Genomic DNA, 17,700 nt, shown 5'->3' with positions numbered 1-17,700 from the left:
TCCCAGGTTGTAGGCGCGGGCGTTCATCGACAGCAGCATCTTCATCTCGATCTTCAAATTCATGTCCACGCCCTGATCAGCCAGGCCAGCAGCACGATCAAGCCGATGATCATCGCGAAGGCATAGCTGTACAGGCGGCCGTTCTGCACGCGGCGCAAGGTGGCCGCGACGATGCCGACCACGCCGGCGCCGCCTTCCACGATCCCCTTGTCGATCACCCGTGTATCGAAGCCGCGGAACAGCTTGCCGAACAGCACGCCGCCGCCGGCGAAACCGTTGATCCACAGTTTGTCGAAGCCGTACTTCTCCTCAAGGATGCGGATCGGCAAGCGGAACACCCGCGCCGCCTTGGCCGGCAATTCCGGCTTGACGACGTACATCAACGTCGCCAACGCGAAACCGGCCAGGGCGAGCCAGAACGCCGGCGTCATGAAGCCGTGCAGCGCGAAGGCCACCGGGCCGTGCCAGTCTTCGGCCGCCATCTTCGCCATCACGTCGCGGGCCTCGCTGACGAAGATCGCACCTTCGAAGAAACCCGGCTGGCCGGCATGGCCGCTCCAATCGGTACCGAACAGCATCGGCCCGGCGGTGAAGAAGCCGACCAAGACCGACGGAATCGCCAGCAGCACCAGTGGCAGCGTCACCACCCACGGCGATTCATGAGGCTCATGCGCGCCGTGAGCGTGGTGATCGTCCCCGGCATGCGCATCATCGTGATGGTGATCGTCATGATGCGCATCGCGGAAACGCTCCGGCCCGAAGAAGGTCAGATACAACAGGCGGAAGCTGTAGAAACTGGTGACGAACGCGCCCAGCAACACCGCCCAGTAACCGTAGTTGGCGATAAAGCCGCCGGCCTCGCTGGCATGCTCGCCAGCGGCGACGATGATCGCGTCCTTCGAGTAGTAGCCGCTGAAGAACGGCGTGGCGACCAGCGCCAAGGTGCCCACGACCGAAGTGATGAAGGTGATCGGCATGTATTTGCGCAAGCCGCCCATCCGGCGCATGTCCTGCTCGTGATGCATGCCGATGATGACCGAACCGGCCGCCAGGAACAGCAGCGCCTTGAAGAAAGCGTGGGTCATCAAATGGAACACCGCCGCCGAATACGCCGACACGCCCAGCGCCACCGTCATGTAGCCAAGCTGCGACAGCGTGGAGTACGCCACCACGCGCTTGATGTCGTTCTGCACCATGCCGATCAGTCCGGTCCAGAACGCCGTCGTCGCGCCGATGAACAGCACGAAATCGAGCGCGGTACTCGACAGTTCGAACAGCGGCGACATACGCGCCACCATGAAGATGCCAGCGGTCACCATCGTCGCGGCGTGGATCAGGGCCGAGATCGGCGTCGGGCCTTCCATCGAATCCGGCAGCCAGACATGCAGCGGCACCTGCGCCGACTTGCCCATCGCGCCGATGAACAGGCTGATGCAGATGAAGGTGGCCGCCGTCCAGGTGAAGCCCGGCACGGTCTGCCCATCCAACACCGAGAGGTTGGCGAACACCGTGGCGTAATCGAGCGAACCGAACCAGAGCAGGATGCCGGCGATGCCAAGCAGGAAACCGAAATCGCCGACGCGGTTGACCAGGAAAGCCTTGAGATTGGCGAAGATCGCGGTCGGCTTCTTGAACCAGAAACCGATCAGCAGATACGAGACCAGCCCCACCGCCTCCCAGCCGAAGAAGAGTTGCAGGAAGTTGTTGCTCATCACCAGCATGAGCATGGAGAAGGTGAATAGCGAGATATAGCTGAAGAAACGCTGATATCCCGGGTCTTCCGCCATGTAGCCGATGGTGTAGACGTGCACCAGCAGCGAGACGAAAGTGACCACCACCATCATCATCGCGGTCAGCTTGTCGATCATGAACCCGACGTGCGCCGAATAGCCGCCCACCTCGAACCAGGTGTAGAGGTTCTGGTTGTACGGCAACGCCCCCTGCCCGACCAACTGCCAGAGCACGTGCAGCGAGAGCGCGCAGCTCACCGCCACGCCGGCGATGGTCACGACGTGCGCGCCGACGCGACCGACCTGCCGCCCGAACAGGCCGGCAACGATCGAGCCCAGCAGGGGTGCCAGGACGATGACGAGAAGTTGGGTTGTGGATAGGGTCATTTAGGGATCGCCGTTTTACCGGTGGTTGCCACACTTGAAACAGGAATTTTCGTCGCGCCGTCCCTGGCGATGTCGCACTTGCTCCGGGCTGTCCGGCCCGGCCATCCGTGACCGGGCGTTTGCGACGCGCGCGCCAATCAATGGCTCGCGGACACGCCGACTCAGCCTTTCAGGGAGTCGAGCTTCGTCACTTCGATCGTGCGGCGGCTGCGGAACAGCGCCACCAGGATCGCCAGACCGATGGCGGCCTCCGCCGCGGCCACGGTAAGGATGAAGAACACGAAAATCTGCCCCTGCGGATCGGCCAGGTGGCGCGAGAACGCCACGAAGTTGACGTTCACCGCCAGCAGCATCAGCTCGACCGACATCAACAGGATGATGACGTTCTTGCGGTTCAGGAAGATGCCGGCCACGCTGATGCAAAACAGCACGGCGCCAAGCGCGAGGTAATGGCCCAGGCCCACCGGTACATCGAACATCAGCGCGCCTCCTCGTTGTCCCGAGCGGTTGCCGGCGAGGGCTTGACCGCTTCCATCTTGACCAGCCGCACGCGATCGACCGCCTTGACGGAGGATTGCTGCGACGGGTTCTGCCGCTTGCCGCCCTTGCGCACGCGCAGCGCCAGCATCACCGCCGCGATCACCGCCACTGTCAGGATCACCGCCGCCAGTTCGAACGGCAGCAGGAAGCGGGTATAGAGCGTCTCCGCCAACCACTTGGCGTTGGACACGCCACTGGCCTCGATCGCGTCCGGGGCAAAACCGGCCAGCCGCGACCTGATGCCGATCAGGGTCAGTATCTCGGCCAGCATCACCACCGCCACCAACAAACCGATCGGCAGGTAGCGCACGAAGCCCTCGCGCATGGGGGCGGTGTCGATGTCGAGCATCATCACCACGAACAGGAACAGCACCATCACCGCGCCGACATAGACCAGGATCAAGGCCACGCCGAGGAACTCGGCCCCGGCGATGATCCAGGTGCAGGCGATCGAGAAGAAGGTCAGCACCAGAAGCAACGCGGCATGCACCGGGTTCTTCACGCTGATCACGCCCACCGCCGACATCACGGCGGCGGCGGCGAAGGTATAGAAGGCGAACAAGATGATGGAATCCATGCCGTCCTCAGCGGTAAGGCGCGTCGGCCGCGCGGCGTTCGGCGATCTCGGCCTCAAGCCGGTCGCCGATGGCGAGCAGGGTCGGCTTGGTCAGAATGTTCTGGCCACGCCGGTCGAAGTGGTATTCGTGCACATGCGTTTCCACGATCGAATCCACCGGGCAGGACTCCTCGCAGAAGCCACAAAAAATGCACTTGAACAGGTCGATGTCGTAACGCGTGGTGCGGCGGGTGCCGTCGGCGCGCTTCTCGGAATCGATGGTGATGGCCAGCGCCGGGCACACCGCCTCGCACAGCTTGCAGGCGATGCAACGTTCTTCGCCATTCGGATAACGGCGCAACGCATGGATGCCGCGGAAACGCGGCGACTGCGGGGTCTTTTCCATCGGGTACATCAACGTGTACTTGGGACGGAAGAGATATTTCAACGTCAGCCACAACCCCTGGAAAAGTTCCAGCAGCAGCAGGCTCTTGAAGTAATGGACGATGCGATTCACGGCTTCACGCTCCCGCCTTGAAAACGCCGTAGAACACCATCAGCGCGGTCACGGCAATCCAGGCAATGCAGATCGGGATGAACACCTTCCAGCCCAGACGCATGATCTGGTCGTAGCGGTAGCGCGGAAACGATGCGCGGAACCAGATGAAGCAGCTCATGAAGAAGAACACCTTGGCGAACAGCCACGGCCAGCCGCCCTGCCATATCCAGTTGACCAGCCAATGCACGTCGCCAAGGTTGATCCAACCCTGCAACGGCGAGAGCCACCCGCCCAGGAAGAACAGCGCGGTGAGGAAGCTCACCAGGATCATGTTGGCGTACTCGGCCAGGAAGAACAGCGCGAACTGCGAGCCTGAATACTCCACCATGTGGCCGGCGACGATTTCCGACTCACCTTCCACCACGTCGAACGGCGCGCGGTTGGTCTCAGCCACACCGGAAATGAAGTAGACCAGGAACAACGGCAGCAACGGCAGCCAGAACCAATCGAAGAAGCCCTTGCCTCCGGCCTGCGCCATCACGATCTCGCTCAAGTTGAGGCTGCCGGCGGCGATCATCACCCCGACCAGAGCGAAACCCATCGCGATCTCGTAGCTCACCACCTGCGAGGCCGAACGCATCGCGCCCAGGAAGGCGTACTTGGAGTTCGAAGCCCAACCGGCCAGGATCACGCCGTACACGCCAAGCGAGGTCATCGCCAGCAGGTAGAGCAGGCCGGCGTTGGCGTTCGACAGCACCAGTTGCGCATCGAACGGCACCACCGCCCAGGCCGCGAACGATGGCGCCAGCACGATCAAGGGCGCGAGGATGTAGAGAAACTTGCTGGCGGCGCTCGGCTGCACCACTTCCTTGAACAGCAGCTTGAACACGTCGGCAAAAGCCTGGAACACGCCAAGACCGACGTACATCGGGCCGTGGCGGACATGCATCCAGCCAATCAGCTTGCGCTCCCACACCACGTAGAAGGCCACCGTGATGATCACCGGCACGGCGATGGCGAGAATCTTCAGCACGATCCACAGCACGACGCCGACGTCGCCCATCTGCAAGAACCACTGATGCAAAGTGTCGATCAATCCAGTCATGCCGACTTCGCCTCCACACGGCTCGATGCCAGCGGCGCGGTCGCGCCGTAGCCCGATTCCACCCAGACCACGCCCGGCGCCACCTTGGCGCTGACCGAGACCGGCAACGTCGCGGTGCCCGCCGCGGTCGAGAACTTGCCCATCGCCCCGTCGCGCAGGCCGATGGCCGCGGCGGTTTCCGGGTGCAGCATGGCGCACTCGCCCACCGTCAACGGATGCGCCTGCAACGCGGCGGCGCGGCGCACCGTGGCATCGACGCGATAGATCGCCTGCGACACCGCCAACTCCAGACCGGGCGCACCGGCCGCGGGGACATTGGCCGGGCGCACGTCGACGCCGCGCGGCGTCATCGCGGCGCGCAGCCCGGCTAGATCGGTGAACTCGAAGCCGGTGGCGGACAATGCCGCGCCCAACGCGCGCAGCACACGCCAGCCTTCCCGCACCTCGCCGCGCAACTTGCCGGCCGCGCGGCTCCGCTGGTCGCGCCCCTCCAGATTGGTCAGCGTCGCGTCCAGCTCCGGCAACAATGCGATCGGCAGGATCACATCGGCCACCGAGCGGGTCGAGCGGCAGGCGTAATGGCTGAAAGCCACCGTCCTGGCCCCGGCCAGCGCGCGCATCGCCACGCCCTGGTCGGCAAAATCCAGACCGGGTTCGATGCCGTAAATGACATAAGCCTGGCGCGCCTCGCGCAGCATGTCCTGGGTGGAACGCTGGCTCGGCAGCACGCCCTGGCGAGCCAGCCCGACGGCGTTCGCGCCCTGTGGAATGCGGCAGACGCGCGCCCCGGACTTGCCGACGAAATCGCGCACCGCCGCACGGATGGTCGAGGCATGCGCGCCGTTCTCGGCCACGCCCCCCACGATCACCACCGCCCGCTCCACCGCGCCGATATCGAGCGAAGCGAGCGCCCCGGCGATCTGCGAAGGCGCGACGATGGCCTTGCCGGCCAAATCGAAGGTGAAATCGAAATCGACCGGGTTGACCGCATAGACCCGGGCGCCACGCTTCCACGCCTTGCGCACCCTGTGGTGCAGCAACGGCACTTCGTGACGGAGATGGCTGCCGACGATCACCACCACCTCGGCATGTTCGATGTCCTCGACGGCCACGCCCGATACTTCGGCGACGGCGGCATCGGACAGATCGTGCTGGCTCAGACGGTGGTCGAGGTTGCCGCTGCCAAGCGACCCGGCCAGCCGCGCCAGCAAGGCGCCTTCCTCGTTCGAGGTCGCCGGATGCACCAGCACGCCCAGCGAATCTCCGGCATTCTCGCGCAGTATCTCGGCGGCCTTGGCCAGCGCCTCGTCCCAGGTGGCTTCGCGGAAGGCTTCCGGCTCGCCGCCTTCGGCCACGCGGATCATCGGCGCCAGCGCGCGATCATCGGCGTACATGCCCTGATGCGCGTAACGGTCGCGGTCGGACAGCCAGCATTCGTTGACCAATTCGTTGTCGCGCGGCACCGCCCGCAACACCTCGCCACGGCGCGTATGCAGGAACAGATTACTGCCCAGCGCATCGTGGAAGCCCAGCGAATCGCGAGCGACGAGTTCCCATGGCCGCGCCTTGAACTGGAATACCTTGTTGGTCAATGCGCCGACCGGGCAGACATCGATGACGTTGCCGGACAACTCGGTGGTCAACGGCTTGCCGTCGAAGGTGCCGATTTGCAGGTTTTCGCCGCGCTGCATGCCTCCCAGCTCGTAGGTCCCGGCCACTTCGGCGGTGAAACGGATGCAACGCGTGCACTGGATGCAACGGGTCATCTCGGTCGCCACCAGCGGGCCGAGATCCTCGTCGGCCACCACCCGCTTCTTCTCGGAATAGCGGCTGATGCCACGGCCGTAGCCGACCGATACGTCCTGCAACTCGCATTCGCCGCCCTGGTCGCAGATCGGGCAGTCGAGCGGGTGGTTGATCAGCAGGAACTCCATCACGTTGCGCTGCGATTTCAACGCTTTTTCGCTGCGGGTGAATACCTTCATGCCATCGGCCACCGGCGTGGCGCAGGCCGGCAAGGGCTTCGGACTCATGCGCCCGCCCATCTCCGCCTCGACCAGGCACATGCGGCAGTTGGCGGCGATCGGCAACTTCTCGTGATAGCAAAAACGCGGGATCGGGATACCGGCCTTGTCGGCGGCATGGATGATCATGCTGTTCTTCGGCGCGGCCAGTTCCACACCGTCGATGAAAACGGTGACGTGATCCGGCGGCAGATTGGGGTTCACGGGCTGGGCGCTCATGCGGCCACCTTCTCGATCATGCGGCCATCGCGGATGTCATCCACCAGGAAACGCTTGTTGACGATGGCGTATTCGAATTCGTCCCAGAAATGGTGCAGGAAGCCCTGCACCGGCCAGGCCGCCGCCTCGCCGAAAGCGCAGATGGTATGGCCTTCGATCTGGCCGGCGGAGGCGCGCAGCATTTCCAGGTCGTCCATCGTCGCCTCCATGTTGGCGATCCGGCCGAGCAGGCGATACATCCAGCCGGTACCTTCGCGGCAAGGCGTGCACTGGCCGCAGGATTCCTTGAAGTAGAAGCGCGAGATGCGCTGGCAGGCGCGCACCATACAAGTGGTTTCGTCCATCACGATCACCGCGCCGGAGCCAAGGCCCGAGCCGGCCTTGCCGATGCTGTCGTAATCCATCGTGCAGGCCATCATCTTCTCGGCCGGCAGCACCTTCATCGACGAACCGCCGGGGATCACCGCCTTCAGCTTGCGACCGGCGCGCACGCCCCCCGCCAACTGCAGCAGGTCGGCGAACGGCGTACCGAGGCGAATCTCGTAATTGCCCGGCTTGTTGACGTGGCCGGAAACCGAGAACACCTTCGGGCCGCCGTTGTTGGGGATACCGAGACCGGCGAACCACTCCGCGCCGTTGCGGATGATCGCCGGCACCGAGGCATAGGTCTCGGTGTTGTTGATGGTGGTCGGCTTGCCATACAAACCGAAGTTGGCCGGAAACGGCGGCTTGAAGCGCGGCTGGCCCTTTTTGCCCTCCAGCGATTCCATCAACGCGGTTTCCTCGCCGCAGATGTAGGCGCCGGCGCCGAGCGCGCCATGGATGTCGATATCGATGCCGCTGCCGAGAACATCCTTACCCAGCCAGCCGTGCTCGTAGGCTTCCTTCAACGCGCTCTCGAAATGCTCGAAGGGTTCGTGATGGAACTCACCGCGCAGGTAGTTGTAGGCCACCGTGCTGCCGGTGGCGTAGCAGGCGATCGCCATGCCTTCGACCACCGCGTGCGGGTTGTAGCGCAGGATGTCGCGGTCCTTGGCGGTGCCCGGCTCGGATTCGTCGGAATTGCAGAGGATGTATTTCTGCCCCGGGCCTTTCGGCATGAAGCTCCACTTGAGGCCGGTCGGGAAGCCCGCGCCGCCGCGGCCGCGCAACCCCGACGCCTTGACCATCTCGATCACCTCGGCCGGCGGAATCTTCTCTTCAAGCACTTTGCGCAGCGCCGCGTAGCCGCCGGTCTTGAGATAGTTCTCGTACGACCAGGGCTTGTCGAAGTGCAGCGTGGTGTAGACGACGCTGTGCTCGACCGGCGCCGGCCCGACCGGGCCGTAACCTTCGGAATAGTACGAATGATGCGCCATCGTCACTTCAACCCGTCCAGCAGTTCGTCCACCTTCGCGGTGTCGAGCTTCTCGTGGTAATGGCCGTTGATGACGACCACCGGCGCGCCGCAGCAGGCGGCCACGCATTCTTCCTCGCGCTTCAGGTACACGCGCCCGTCGGCGGTGGACTCGCCGAGCTTGCAGCCGAGTTTCTTTTCGGCGTGCTCGACCAGTTTTTCCGCGCCATTCAACCAGCAGCTGATGTTGGTACAGAAAGCCACGTTGTTGCGGCCCACCTTCTCGGTCTCGAACATCGAGTAGAAGGTCGCCACCTCGTAGGCCCACACGGGCGGCAAGCCCAGGTACTTGGCCACCGCCGCGATGATCTCGTCGGAAAGCCAGCCGCCGTTCTGCTCCTGCGCGGCGTGCAGGCCCTGCAACACCGCCGAGCGCTTCCTGTCCGGCGGGAACTTGCTCAGCCAGTGGTCGATGTGCGCACGCGTCTCATCCGACAGCACCGCCATCGGGTCGACGTTGCGCGCGTTTTCGAAATTGCCGGTGGCTTTCATTGATGGGTCTCAGAGGCCGGGGGTCAGGGAAGAACTGAAAAACGGGACAGATCGAGCCGATTGCCAGAGCACGCGGTTGCACCCGCGTAGATCAAACCCGTTGCCGGCTTTTCTCCAGCCTGCGGTCTCTGGCCCCTGATCCCTGCTCCTCATCGATCTATCTCCCCGAACACGATGTCGTAAGTGCCGATCATCGCCACCACGTCGGCCAGCATGTGGCCCTTGACGATGGCGTCCATCGACGAAAGATGGGCGAAGCCCGGCGCGCGCAGCTTGCAGCGGAACGGTTTGTTGGCGCCATCCGAAACCAGCCAGCAGCCGAATTCGCCCTTCGGCGCTTCCACCGCGGCGTAGGTTTCGCCGGCGGGCACGGAATAACCTTCCGAGAACAGCTTGAAGTGGTGGATGAGCGCTTCCATGTCGTCCTTCATCGCTTCACGCGAGGGCGGTGACACTTTCTTGTTGTCCAGCATCACCGGGCCGGGGTTGGCTTTCAGCCACTTCACGCACTGGCCGATGATGCGGTTAGACTCGCGCATCTCGGCGATACGCACCAGATAGCGGTCATAGCAGTCGCCGTTGACGCCGACTGGGATATCGAAATCGACTTCCGCGTACCTGGCGTAAGGCTGCTTCTTGCGCAGATCCCAGGCGATGCCGCTGCCGCGCAGCATCGGGCCGGTCATGCCCCAAGCGTAAGCCTGCTCCGGCGTCACCACGCCGATGCCGACGGTGCGCTGCTTCCAGATGCGATTGTCGGTGAGCAGCGTTTCGTATTCATCGACGCGCCGGGGGAAGTCTTTCGTGAAGGCTTCCAGATAGTCGAGCATCGAGCCTTCGCGCCATTCGTTGAAGCGCTTGAGCTTCTCGCCCTTCTTCCACTTGGATTCCTTGTAGCGCGGCATCTGCTCCGGCAGGTCGCGATAGACACCGCCCGGCCGGTAATAGGCCGCGTGCATGCGCGCGCCGGAGACCGCCTCGTACACGTCCATCAGTTCCTCGCGCTCGCGGAAGGCGTAGAGGAACACCGCCATCGCGCCCAGATCGAGCGCGTTCGAGCCCACCCACATTAGATGGTTGAGGATGCGCGTGATCTCGTCGAACATCGTGCGGATCCACTGCGCGCGCTCGGGCGCTTCCACGCCGAGCAGCGTCTCGATGGCGCGCACGTAGGCGTGCTCGTTGCACATCATCGAGACGTAATCGAGACGATCCATGTAACCGATCGACTGGTTGAACGGCTTGGATTCGGCCAGCTTTTCGGTACCGCGATGCAGGAGGCCGACATGCGGATCGGCGCGCATCACGGTTTCGCCGTCCATTTCCAGAATCAGGCGCAGCACGCCGTGCGCGGCCGGATGCTGCGGGCCGAAGTTCAACGTGTAGTTGCGGATTTCCTGACGCGCTTCGGCCGCGTTGCTGGCCAGGCCGCTGGAGGCGGGCATGTTTTGCGGGCTGGGCGCGCTCATCGGGCGCCTCCGTTCGGTTTCAGGTCTTTCGATTCACCGTCGGCGGTGGCGAGGCGGGCATCATCACGTACCACGCGTGGGACGCCGACACGCGGCTCGACCGAAGTGACCGGCTCGTACACCACCCGCGCCTTCTCCGCGTCGTAACGCACTTCGACATTGCCGATCAACGGGAAATCCTTGCGGAAGGGATGGCCGACGAAACCGTAATCGGTCAGGATGCGGCGCAAGTCGGGGTGGCCTCGGAAAACGATGCCGAAAAGATCGAAGGCTTCGCGCTCGAACCAGTCGGTGCCGGCCCAGACACCGCTCAGCGAATCCACCACCGGCAACGAATCGTCGGCGCAGAACTCGCGAATGCGAAGACGCCGGTTACGCGAAACCGACAGCAAATGGGCGACGGCGGCGAAGCGCTTGCCGGCGACCGGCTCGACCGGCGCCACGCCCACCGGCTGTGGCGCTTGTTCGGTCATCGCCTCGCCCCACTTGAAACGGCCGGGGCCGCGCCCCTCGACGCCACGGCTGAAGCCCTGCGAGGAAACATCGGTATCCCACTCGTCGGCCCCGTAGCCTAGGTAATCGATACCGCTGAGATCGATGCACTGCTCGAAGCCGAATTCGTCACGGAGCGCGCGCGCCACGCCAAGCCATTCGCCCGAAGGCGCGTCCATCGTCACCTCGCCGCGCGGCTCGGCCACGGACACCCGGCACCCCGGGAAACGGGCACGCAATTCATCGGCGAAGTTCGCTGCGTTCTGGTTCATGCCTCTCGCACTCAGGAATGGGCGGCGACGATGCGCGGCTCATCGTCCTTCTTGCCGAACACCGTGGTACGGCGGATCTTCTTCTGCAATTGCAGGATGCCGTAGGCCAGCGCTTCCGCGGTGGGCGGACAGCCCGGCACATAGACATCCACGGGCACCACGCGATCGCAGCCGCGCACCACCGAGTAGGAATAGTGGTAGTAGCCGCCGCCATTGGCGCAGCTGCCCATCGATATCACCCACTTGGGGTCGGGCATCTGGTCGTAGACCTTGCGCAGCGCCGGCGCCATCTTGTTGACCAGCGTGCCGGCCACGATCATCACGTCGGACTGGCGCGGCGAGGGGCGAAACACCACGCCGAAACGATCCATGTCCAGGCGCGCCGCGCCGGCATGCATCATCTCCACCGCGCAACAGGCCAGACCAAAGGTCATCGGCCACATCGAACCGGTACGCGCCCAGTTCCACAGCGCATCCATGCTGGTGGTGACGAAGCCCTGCTGCATCACCGGGTTGTCGCCCTCGGGGCGCAACAGATCATCCAGCCGCCCTTCCGGCAGCGGGTTGAAGAACGGCGTGTGGCTTACTCCCATTCGAGCGCTCCCCGCTTCCAGACATAGACGAAGCCGAGGAAAAGCATCCCGACGAACAGGCCCATCGTCACCAGACTGCGCGCGCCGATCTCCATGAAGACCTGCGTCCACGGCACGATGAAGATGATTTCCAGATCGAAAATGATGAACTGGATAGCGATCAGGTAATAGCGCACGTCAAACTGCATGCGCGCGTCCTCGAACGGGAGGAAGCCGCACTCGTAAGGGGAGAGCTTCTCGGCGCTGGGCTTTTTCGGCCCCACCAGGTTGCCAATCACGATCAGCGCGATGCCGATACCCGTGGCAACGATCAAAAACAGCAGGGTCGGCAGATATTCGGCCAGCACGTGCGTTCTCGTCGGCTAGGCCGCGCGAGGGACGCGGCGTGGCTATTGTGCATCCGGGCCTCAGGAGGCCCCGGATACGTGAAAAATGGTGCCCAAGAGGGGACTCGAACCCCTACGACCTAAGCCGCTACCACCTCAAGGTAGTGCGTCTACCAATTCCGCCACCTGGGCAAGTTTCCTTCCGCATTCACTATGCGTCGGGAAGCGAGTATTGTAATCCGATTTATGGTTTTTGCGGCGAATCCTTCGCCGCATCCCGCGTATTTTCCGCCGGCGCCGCCTGCTGCGCGGGTGCCGCCGGCACCGAAGGCGCGCTCGGGATCGCCGGTGCCGCGGGCGACGGATTCTGTCCGGGCGCGGCCGGCGCCGTCTGCCCCATCACACCGAGATCGCTCTGGCGCTGCTGCGTGCCCCGGGCATTCTGCATATGCATCCAGGCCATGCCGAGTGTCATGCCGAAGAAAGCCACCGCCAGCCACTTGGTGGATTTGGAAAGGAAGTTGGCCGAGCCCTGCGCACCGAATACGGTGGCCGAAGCGCCGCCACCGAAACCGGAGCCGGCCGCGGCCCCCGCGCCGCGTTGCATGAGGATGAGCGCGATCATGGCGATCGCGACCAGCACGTAGAAAATGTTGATAACCCAGAGCAGCATGATCAATTCCGTGAGGCCACCGCGGCCGCGGTGATGCCGTTGAATTCGGCGGCAACCAGGGAGGCTCCGCCGACCAGCCCGCCATCGACATCCGGCTGCGCGAACAGCTGGGCGGCGTTGTCGGCCTTGACGCTGCCGCCATAGAGGATCGGTAGCGAGCCGGCGATTTTAGCATCACGGCGCGCCGCTTCGCCACGGATGAAGGCATGCACGGCCTCGGCCTGCTTCGGCGTGGCGGTCTTGCCGGTACCGATCGCCCAGACCGGTTCGTAAGCGACGATGGCGCCGGCCAGCGCGGCATCGCCCAGCTCCGCGAACACCGCGTCGAGTTGCTCGGCGATACATGCCTCGGTCCTGCCGGCCTCGCGCTCTTCCAGCGTCTCGCCGACGCACAGTACCGGCACGATGCCCGCCGCCTTCGCCGCCGCGAACTTCTTCGCGACGATTTCGCTGCGCTCGCCGTGATATTGACGACGCTCGGAATGGCCGACCAGTACGTGAGTCGCGCCGATGTCCTTCAGCATCGCCGCCGATATCTCCCCGGTGTAGGCGCCCTTGTCGTGCGCGCTGACATCCTGCGCGCCGAAACCGATGCCGGCGCCATCGTGCCTGGCGACCAGTTCGGCCAGATAGGCCACCGGCGGGAACAGCAACACCTCGACGCCCTGCCCGGCGACCGGCGCCTGGAGCGCGCCGACCAGTTCGTGCGCGAAAGCGCGGTCACCATTCAATTTCCAGTTGCCGGCAGCGATTTTTTTGCGCATGTCATGTCCTAGTTAAGTGTCGGGGCGGCGCTGGCGCTCAAGCCAACTTGATCTCGCGCAGGCGCTCCAGCAGATAGCCGTGCGCGGTGATCGGCTGAGGATACCGGCTGGGATTGTCCGCGCTGACGCATTGTGGCAGCACGTCGATCAGGAAATCCGGGTTCGGGTGCAGGAAGAACGGGGTGGAATAGCGCGGCTGGCGCGCCTCCTCGCCCGGGGGGTTGACCACGCGGTGTGTGGTCGAGGGATACACATGGTTGGTGAGCCGTTGCAACATGTCGCCGATGTTGACCACGATGGTGCCTTCCTCGGCGGTGTACGGCACCCATTCGCCCTTACGCGAAAGCACCTCCAGCCCCGCGGCGCTGGCACCGACCAGCAGCGTGATGAGGTTGATGTCCTCGTGCGCGCCGGCGCGCACGTTGGGAACCTCGGGCGTGGTGATCGGCGGGTAGTGGATCGGGCGCAGGATCGAGTTGCCGGAATCGGTCTTGTCGGCGAACCAGTCCGCCGGCAAGCCGAGCGAAACCGCCAACGCCGAGAGCACCTGCGAACCGAGGCTGTCCAGCGCCTGGTACAACGCGTAACCGTGCTCGCGGAAGCCCGGCACTTCCTCTGGCCAGACGTTGGCCGGCATCACCTCGGCATGTTTCGAATCGCGCGGAATTTCCCGCCCGACATGCCAGAACTCCTTGAGATCGTAATGCTGCGCATCCTTGGCGGTCTCGATCCCGAACGGCGTGTAGCCACGCGCGCCGCCCCGCCCGGGCAGATGGTATTTCCGCTTGGTCGCGTCCGGCAGGGCGAAGAAGGCCATGAAATCGGCATAGGCGGCATCGATCAAGGCGTTGTCGATACCATGCCCGCGGATGCCGGCAAAGCCCCACTCCCGATAGGTATCGGAAAGTTCCCGCACGAAAGCCGCGCGGTCTTCGGCATTGGTCGGTTGATTGAAGCGGCGGATGTCGAGGCTGGGAATACGGCTCATGGCGTTGCGACGGAAATGTTCGGGCGAGCCGCCTATTGTAGGCCGGCAGCCCGCCTCCACGAACGGCCCGGCATGCGCGCCACTCAAGCCGCCGCGCGCACCGCTTCGGCCAGTGCTTCCAGCGTTTCGCGCATCAGGGTTTCGTCGTCGGCCTCCACCGTCACCCGCACCACCGGTTCGGTGCCCGAGGGCCGCAGGAAGGCACGGCCGCGCCCCACCACACGGGATTGCGCTTCGCGCAGGGCGGCTTGCACGCCGTCGGCCTCGGCCGGCTTACGGCCCGGCTCGTAGCGCACGTTGACGGTCTTCTGCGGCAGCTTGCGCATGCCACTCAAGGCTTCGGCCAGAGACACGCCGCGACGCCCCAGCACTTCCAACACTTGCAGCGCGGCCATGATGCCGTCGCCGGTGCTGGTGCGGTCCAGGCAAAGCAAATGACCGGAGGCTTCGCCGCCCAGCACACCCTGCTCTTCCAGCAGCATCTGGTGTACGTAACGGTCGCCCACCTTTGCCCGCAGGAAGCCGATGCCGGCGTCGTTGAGCGCTTTTTCCAGCCCGTAGTTGCTCATCAGCGTGCCGACCACCGGCCCACGCAGCCGCCCGCTGCGCTGCCAGTCCCGGGCCAGGACGTACAGCAGGTCGTCGCCGTCGCGGACATGGCCATCGCCATCGACGAACAGCACGCGGTCGCCGTCGCCATCGAAGGCGATGCCGAGCGCCGCGCCAAGTGCGCGCACTTCCGCGGCCAGCCGTTCCGGATGGGTCGAGCCGACGCCATCGTTGATGTTCAGCCCGTTCGGCGCCACGCCAATGGCATCGACACGGGCGCCCAGTTCGCGCAGCACCAGCGGCCCAAGCTGGTAATTGGCGCCGTTGGCGCAATCGACGACGACGTGCATGCCGTCGAGATCGAACCCCTTCGGTACCGAATTCTTGCAAGCCTCGACGTAGCGGCCAACGGTGTCGCGCACGCGCACCGCCCTGCCGAGCTGGTCGGAAGAGACGGTGGAAAACGGCTGTTCGAGCGCCGCCTCGATCGCCAGTTCGGCGGCGTCGTCGAGTTTCTCGCCCTCGGCCGAAAAGAACTTGATGCCGTTGTCGTGGTGCGGATTGTGCGAGGCCGAGATCACGATGCCGCCATCGGCGCGCAGCGAGCGGGTGAGATGCGCGACGGCGGGCGTCGGCATCGGTCCCATCAGTTGCACGTCGACGCCGGCCGCGACCAGACCGGCTTCCAGCGCCGCCTCGAACATGTAGTTGGAGATGCGGGTGTCCTTGCCGATCACCACCATCGGCTTGCGCCATCCCTCGCCGAGGCGCTGGCGCAGGACGTGGCCGTAGGCATTACCGAGGCGCAGCACGAAATCGGCGGAGATCGGCGCGCTGCCGACGCGGCCGCGAATGCCATCGGTACCAAAGTATTGACGAGTCATGCAACGAGTTCCGTGTCTTCCGGCGGGTGCGGCTGTTTCATGAGCAGTGCGGCGAGATCGGCGATGCGCTCGCGCAGTTGGCGGCGGTCGCATATCTGGTCGATGGCGCCATGTTCGAGCAGGAATTCGCTGCGCTGGAAGCCTTCCGGCAGCTTCTCGCGCACGGTCTGCTCGATCACGCGCGGGCCGGCGAAACCGATCAGCGCCTCCGGCTCGGCGATATTGACGTCGCCCAGCATGGCGAAGCTGGCCGACACGCCGCCGGTAGTCGGGTGGGTCATCACCGAGAAGAACGGCAGCCCCCGGGCGCGCAGCCGGCCCAGCGCCGCCGAGGTCTTGGCCATCTGCATCAACGAAAACAGGCTTTCCTGCATGCGCGCGCCGCCACTGGCCGAAAAGCTGACGAACGGCGCGCCAAGCTCGGCCGCACGCTCGGCGCCCAGGGTGAAGCGCTCGCCCACGACCGAACCCATCGAGCCGCCCATGAAGGCGAAATCGAAAGCGCTGGCGACCACTGGCCGGCCTTTCAACAATCCTTCCATCGTCACCAGTGCGTCGCGCTCGCCGGTGTTTTTCTGCGCGATCTTGATGCGCTCGGCGTACTTCTTCTGATCCTTGAACCTCAGCACGTCGGTCGGGCCGAGTTTCGCGCCGATCTCCCTGCCGCTGCCGGTGTCGAGGAAGGCCGCCAGGCGCGCGCGCGCGCGGATGGGCCTGTGGAAGCCACACTTCGGGCAGACTTCGAGATTGGCCTCCAGCTCCGGGCGGTACAGCACCGCGCCGCAGCGGTCGCATTTCTCCCACAGACCTTCCGGCACGTTGCGCTTGCGTTCGCCGGCGCCTTCGGTTCGGATACGGGAAGACGTGAGTTTCTTGAGCCAGGACATGCGTGCTTGATCCAGCCTTGAGTCAGCGGGCCAGTTTAGCTCAGCGTGGCCTCGCCACCATCCAGTGCCGCACGTAACGGGGCCAGGAAGTCAGCGGCGCGGCGCGCGGCGGCGGCGGGGTCGCGCGCCTCGGCGAGTGCCGCGACCAGCGCGCTGCCGACCACCACACCGTCGGCGGATTTCGCCATCGCGGCGGCGCTTTCGGCATCCTTGATGCCGAAGCCCGCCAGTACCGGCACCGGCGAATCGACGCGAATCGACGCCAGCCGGGCGCCGGCATCCCCGGCATGGAGGCGGTCGGCACCGGTCACGCCGGCGTAGCTGACGTAATAGAGATACCCCTCGGCGATCTCGTTCAGCATGGCCAGGCGAGCCGCTTCGGTGGTCGGCGAAGCCAGCCAGATCAAGGCGATGCCGGCCGCGCCGAAAGCCGCGCGGAACGGGCCGGCCTCTTCGGGCGGCAGATCGACGAGGAGCACGCCGTCAATGCCGCAATCGGCCGCCTCGCGAGCGAAAGCCTCGGCGCCACGGATCTCGACCGGATTCAGATAGCCCATCAACACCACCGGCGTATCGGCATCGCGGCGACGGAATTCACGCGTCGCCGCCAGGGCATGCCCCAGCCCCGCGCCACGGGCGATGGCGCGCTCGGACGCCTGCTGGATCACCGGGCCATCGGCCATCGGGTCGGAGAACGGTACGCCCAGTTCGATGACGTCGGCGCCGGCCTCGACCAGCGCATGCATCACCGACACCGTCGCCTCCAGCGCCGGATCGCCGGCGGTCACGAACGGCACGAGCGCCTTGCGGCCGCGCGCTTGAAGTTCGGCGAAACGGGTTTGCAGCCGGCTCATC

18 protein-coding genes and 1 tRNA gene are annotated in these 17,700 nt (G+C 64.8%); all 19 read right to left on the bottom strand.

Annotated elements, in window-relative coordinates; all coding sequences use genetic code 11:
- Nucleotides 1-59 precede the first annotated feature (59 nt).
- Nucleotides 60-2,117, bottom strand: a complete 2,058-nt coding sequence (gene nuoL / locus EBB59_RS00410; protein ID WP_122100183.1) for an NADH-quinone oxidoreductase subunit L — start codon at nucleotides 2,115-2,117, stop codon at nucleotides 60-62.
- 161 nt (nucleotides 2,118-2,278) lie between these two features.
- Nucleotides 2,279-2,596 (bottom strand): NADH-quinone oxidoreductase subunit NuoK, encoded by a 318-nt coding sequence (gene nuoK / locus EBB59_RS00405; protein ID WP_122100182.1) that lies wholly within the window; start codon nucleotides 2,594-2,596, stop codon nucleotides 2,279-2,281.
- Complete coding sequence (locus EBB59_RS00400) at nucleotides 2,596-3,234, bottom strand: NADH-quinone oxidoreductase subunit J (RefSeq protein ID WP_122100181.1); 639 nt, start codon at nucleotides 3,232-3,234, stop codon at nucleotides 2,596-2,598. The genes nuoK and EBB59_RS00400 overlap by 1 nt, the downstream gene beginning before the upstream one ends.
- A 7-nt stretch (nucleotides 3,235-3,241) precedes the next feature.
- Entirely contained in the window at nucleotides 3,242-3,730 is a 489-nt protein-coding gene (nuoI, locus tag EBB59_RS00395) for an NADH-quinone oxidoreductase subunit NuoI (protein WP_122100180.1), read from the bottom strand.
- A gap of 4 nt (nucleotides 3,731-3,734) precedes the next feature.
- Entirely contained in the window at nucleotides 3,735-4,817 is a 1,083-nt protein-coding gene (nuoH, locus tag EBB59_RS00390) for an NADH-quinone oxidoreductase subunit NuoH (protein ID WP_122100179.1), read from the bottom strand.
- A complete protein-coding gene (gene nuoG, locus EBB59_RS00385) occupies nucleotides 4,814-7,060 on the bottom strand; it encodes an NADH-quinone oxidoreductase subunit NuoG (protein ID WP_122100178.1) in 2,247 nt (748 codons plus the stop codon). The genes nuoH and nuoG overlap by 4 nt, the downstream gene beginning before the upstream one ends.
- Nucleotides 7,057-8,418: an NADH-quinone oxidoreductase subunit NuoF gene (gene nuoF, locus EBB59_RS00380; protein ID WP_122100177.1), complete on the bottom strand. Its 1,362-nt coding sequence runs from the start codon at nucleotides 8,416-8,418 to the stop codon at nucleotides 7,057-7,059. Before nuoF ends, nuoG begins: the two co-directional genes overlap by 4 nt.
- Nucleotides 8,419-8,420: 2 nt before the next feature.
- The gene (gene nuoE, locus EBB59_RS00375) at nucleotides 8,421-8,948 is read right to left on the bottom strand and encodes an NADH-quinone oxidoreductase subunit NuoE (RefSeq protein WP_122100176.1); all 528 of its coding nucleotides are present in this window, start codon (nucleotides 8,946-8,948) and stop codon (nucleotides 8,421-8,423) included.
- Between the two features lie 149 nt (nucleotides 8,949-9,097).
- On the bottom strand, nucleotides 9,098-10,393 hold the full coding sequence (locus tag EBB59_RS00370; protein WP_122100368.1) for an NADH-quinone oxidoreductase subunit D: 1,296 nt from the start codon (nucleotides 10,391-10,393) through the stop codon (nucleotides 9,098-9,100).
- 20 nt (nucleotides 10,394-10,413) lie between these two features.
- On the bottom strand, nucleotides 10,414-11,181 hold the full coding sequence (locus tag EBB59_RS00365; protein WP_122100175.1) for an NADH-quinone oxidoreductase subunit C: 768 nt from the start codon (nucleotides 11,179-11,181) through the stop codon (nucleotides 10,414-10,416).
- Between the two features lie 11 nt (nucleotides 11,182-11,192).
- A complete protein-coding gene (locus tag EBB59_RS00360; protein WP_122100174.1) occupies nucleotides 11,193-11,774 on the bottom strand; it encodes a NuoB/complex I 20 kDa subunit family protein in 582 nt (193 codons plus the stop codon).
- Nucleotides 11,765-12,121 carry an NADH-quinone oxidoreductase subunit A gene (locus tag EBB59_RS00355; RefSeq protein WP_122100173.1) on the bottom strand — a complete coding sequence of 119 codons (357 nt, stop codon included), beginning with the start codon at nucleotides 12,119-12,121 and terminating at the stop codon, nucleotides 11,765-11,767. Before EBB59_RS00355 ends, EBB59_RS00360 begins: the two co-directional genes overlap by 10 nt.
- An 86-nt stretch (nucleotides 12,122-12,207) precedes the next feature.
- Nucleotides 12,208-12,292: transfer RNA gene (locus EBB59_RS00350), tRNA-Leu, on the bottom strand.
- Nucleotides 12,293-12,344: 52 nt separating this feature from the next.
- A complete protein-coding gene (secG, locus tag EBB59_RS00345) occupies nucleotides 12,345-12,773 on the bottom strand; it encodes a preprotein translocase subunit SecG (protein WP_122100172.1) in 429 nt (142 codons plus the stop codon).
- 2 nt (nucleotides 12,774-12,775) lie between these two features.
- Nucleotides 12,776-13,537: a triose-phosphate isomerase gene (gene tpiA, locus EBB59_RS00340; RefSeq protein WP_122100171.1), complete on the bottom strand. Its 762-nt coding sequence runs from the start codon at nucleotides 13,535-13,537 to the stop codon at nucleotides 12,776-12,778.
- Between the two features lie 37 nt (nucleotides 13,538-13,574).
- The gene (locus EBB59_RS00335; RefSeq protein ID WP_122100170.1) at nucleotides 13,575-14,525 is read right to left on the bottom strand and encodes an isopenicillin N synthase family dioxygenase; all 951 of its coding nucleotides are present in this window, start codon (nucleotides 14,523-14,525) and stop codon (nucleotides 13,575-13,577) included.
- An 83-nt stretch (nucleotides 14,526-14,608) separates the two neighbouring features.
- Nucleotides 14,609-15,958: a phosphoglucosamine mutase gene (glmM, locus tag EBB59_RS00330; protein ID WP_122100169.1), complete on the bottom strand. Its 1,350-nt coding sequence runs from the start codon at nucleotides 15,956-15,958 to the stop codon at nucleotides 14,609-14,611.
- Nucleotides 15,955-16,845, bottom strand: coding sequence for an acetyl-CoA carboxylase, carboxyltransferase subunit beta (gene accD / locus EBB59_RS00325; protein ID WP_122100168.1), 891 nt, complete (start codon nucleotides 16,843-16,845; stop codon nucleotides 15,955-15,957). The genes glmM and accD overlap by 4 nt, the downstream gene beginning before the upstream one ends.
- Nucleotides 16,846-16,880: 35 nt before the next feature.
- The gene (gene trpA / locus EBB59_RS00320; RefSeq protein ID WP_122100367.1) at nucleotides 16,881-17,699 is read right to left on the bottom strand and encodes a tryptophan synthase subunit alpha; all 819 of its coding nucleotides are present in this window, start codon (nucleotides 17,697-17,699) and stop codon (nucleotides 16,881-16,883) included.
- Nucleotide 17,700: the final 1 nt, after the last annotated feature.

It is taken from the genome of Solilutibacter pythonis (assembly GCF_003697345.1).
GTDB lineage: Bacteria > Pseudomonadota > Gammaproteobacteria > Xanthomonadales > Xanthomonadaceae > Solilutibacter > Solilutibacter pythonis.
Note: the sequence above shows the minus strand (reverse complement) of the source record. Positions and strands in the feature narration are given on the sequence as shown.

What these genes read in the sequence shown, in the direction of transcription:
- EBB59_RS00370 (WP_122100368.1), bottom strand. Translation starts at nt 10,393, where the DNA reads ATGCCCGCCTCCAGCGGCCTGGCCAGCAACGCGGCCGAAGCGCGTCAG.
- glmM (WP_122100169.1), bottom strand. Translation starts at nt 15,958, where the DNA reads ATGACTCGTCAATACTTTGGTACCGATGGCATTCGCGGCCGCGTCGGC.
- nuoH (WP_122100179.1), bottom strand. Translation starts at nt 4,817, where the DNA reads ATGACTGGATTGATCGACACTTTGCATCAGTGGTTCTTGCAGATGGGC.
- secG (WP_122100172.1), bottom strand. Translation starts at nt 12,773, where the DNA reads ATGCTGCTCTGGGTTATCAACATTTTCTACGTGCTGGTCGCGATCGCC.
- accD (WP_122100168.1), bottom strand. Translation starts at nt 16,845, where the DNA reads ATGTCCTGGCTCAAGAAACTCACGTCTTCCCGTATCCGAACCGAAGGC.
- nuoF (WP_122100177.1), bottom strand. Translation starts at nt 8,418, where the DNA reads ATGGCGCATCATTCGTACTATTCCGAAGGTTACGGCCCGGTCGGGCCG.
- nuoG (WP_122100178.1), bottom strand. Translation starts at nt 7,060, where the DNA reads ATGAGCGCCCAGCCCGTGAACCCCAATCTGCCGCCGGATCACGTCACC.
- EBB59_RS00365 (WP_122100175.1), bottom strand. Translation starts at nt 11,181, where the DNA reads ATGAACCAGAACGCAGCGAACTTCGCCGATGAATTGCGTGCCCGTTTC.
- EBB59_RS00400 (WP_122100181.1), bottom strand. Translation starts at nt 3,234, where the DNA reads ATGGATTCCATCATCTTGTTCGCCTTCTATACCTTCGCCGCCGCCGCC.
- EBB59_RS00335 (WP_122100170.1), bottom strand. Translation starts at nt 14,525, where the DNA reads ATGAGCCGTATTCCCAGCCTCGACATCCGCCGCTTCAATCAACCGACC.
- tpiA (WP_122100171.1), bottom strand. Translation starts at nt 13,537, where the DNA reads ATGCGCAAAAAAATCGCTGCCGGCAACTGGAAATTGAATGGTGACCGC.
- nuoE (WP_122100176.1), bottom strand. Translation starts at nt 8,948, where the DNA reads ATGAAAGCCACCGGCAATTTCGAAAACGCGCGCAACGTCGACCCGATG.
- trpA (WP_122100367.1), bottom strand. Translation starts at nt 17,699, where the DNA reads ATGAGCCGGCTGCAAACCCGTTTCGCCGAACTTCAAGCGCGCGGCCGC.
- EBB59_RS00360 (WP_122100174.1), bottom strand. Translation starts at nt 11,774, where the DNA reads ATGGGAGTAAGCCACACGCCGTTCTTCAACCCGCTGCCGGAAGGGCGG.
- nuoL (WP_122100183.1), bottom strand. Translation starts at nt 2,117, where the DNA reads ATGACCCTATCCACAACCCAACTTCTCGTCATCGTCCTGGCACCCCTG.
- nuoK (WP_122100182.1), bottom strand. Translation starts at nt 2,596, where the DNA reads ATGTTCGATGTACCGGTGGGCCTGGGCCATTACCTCGCGCTTGGCGCC.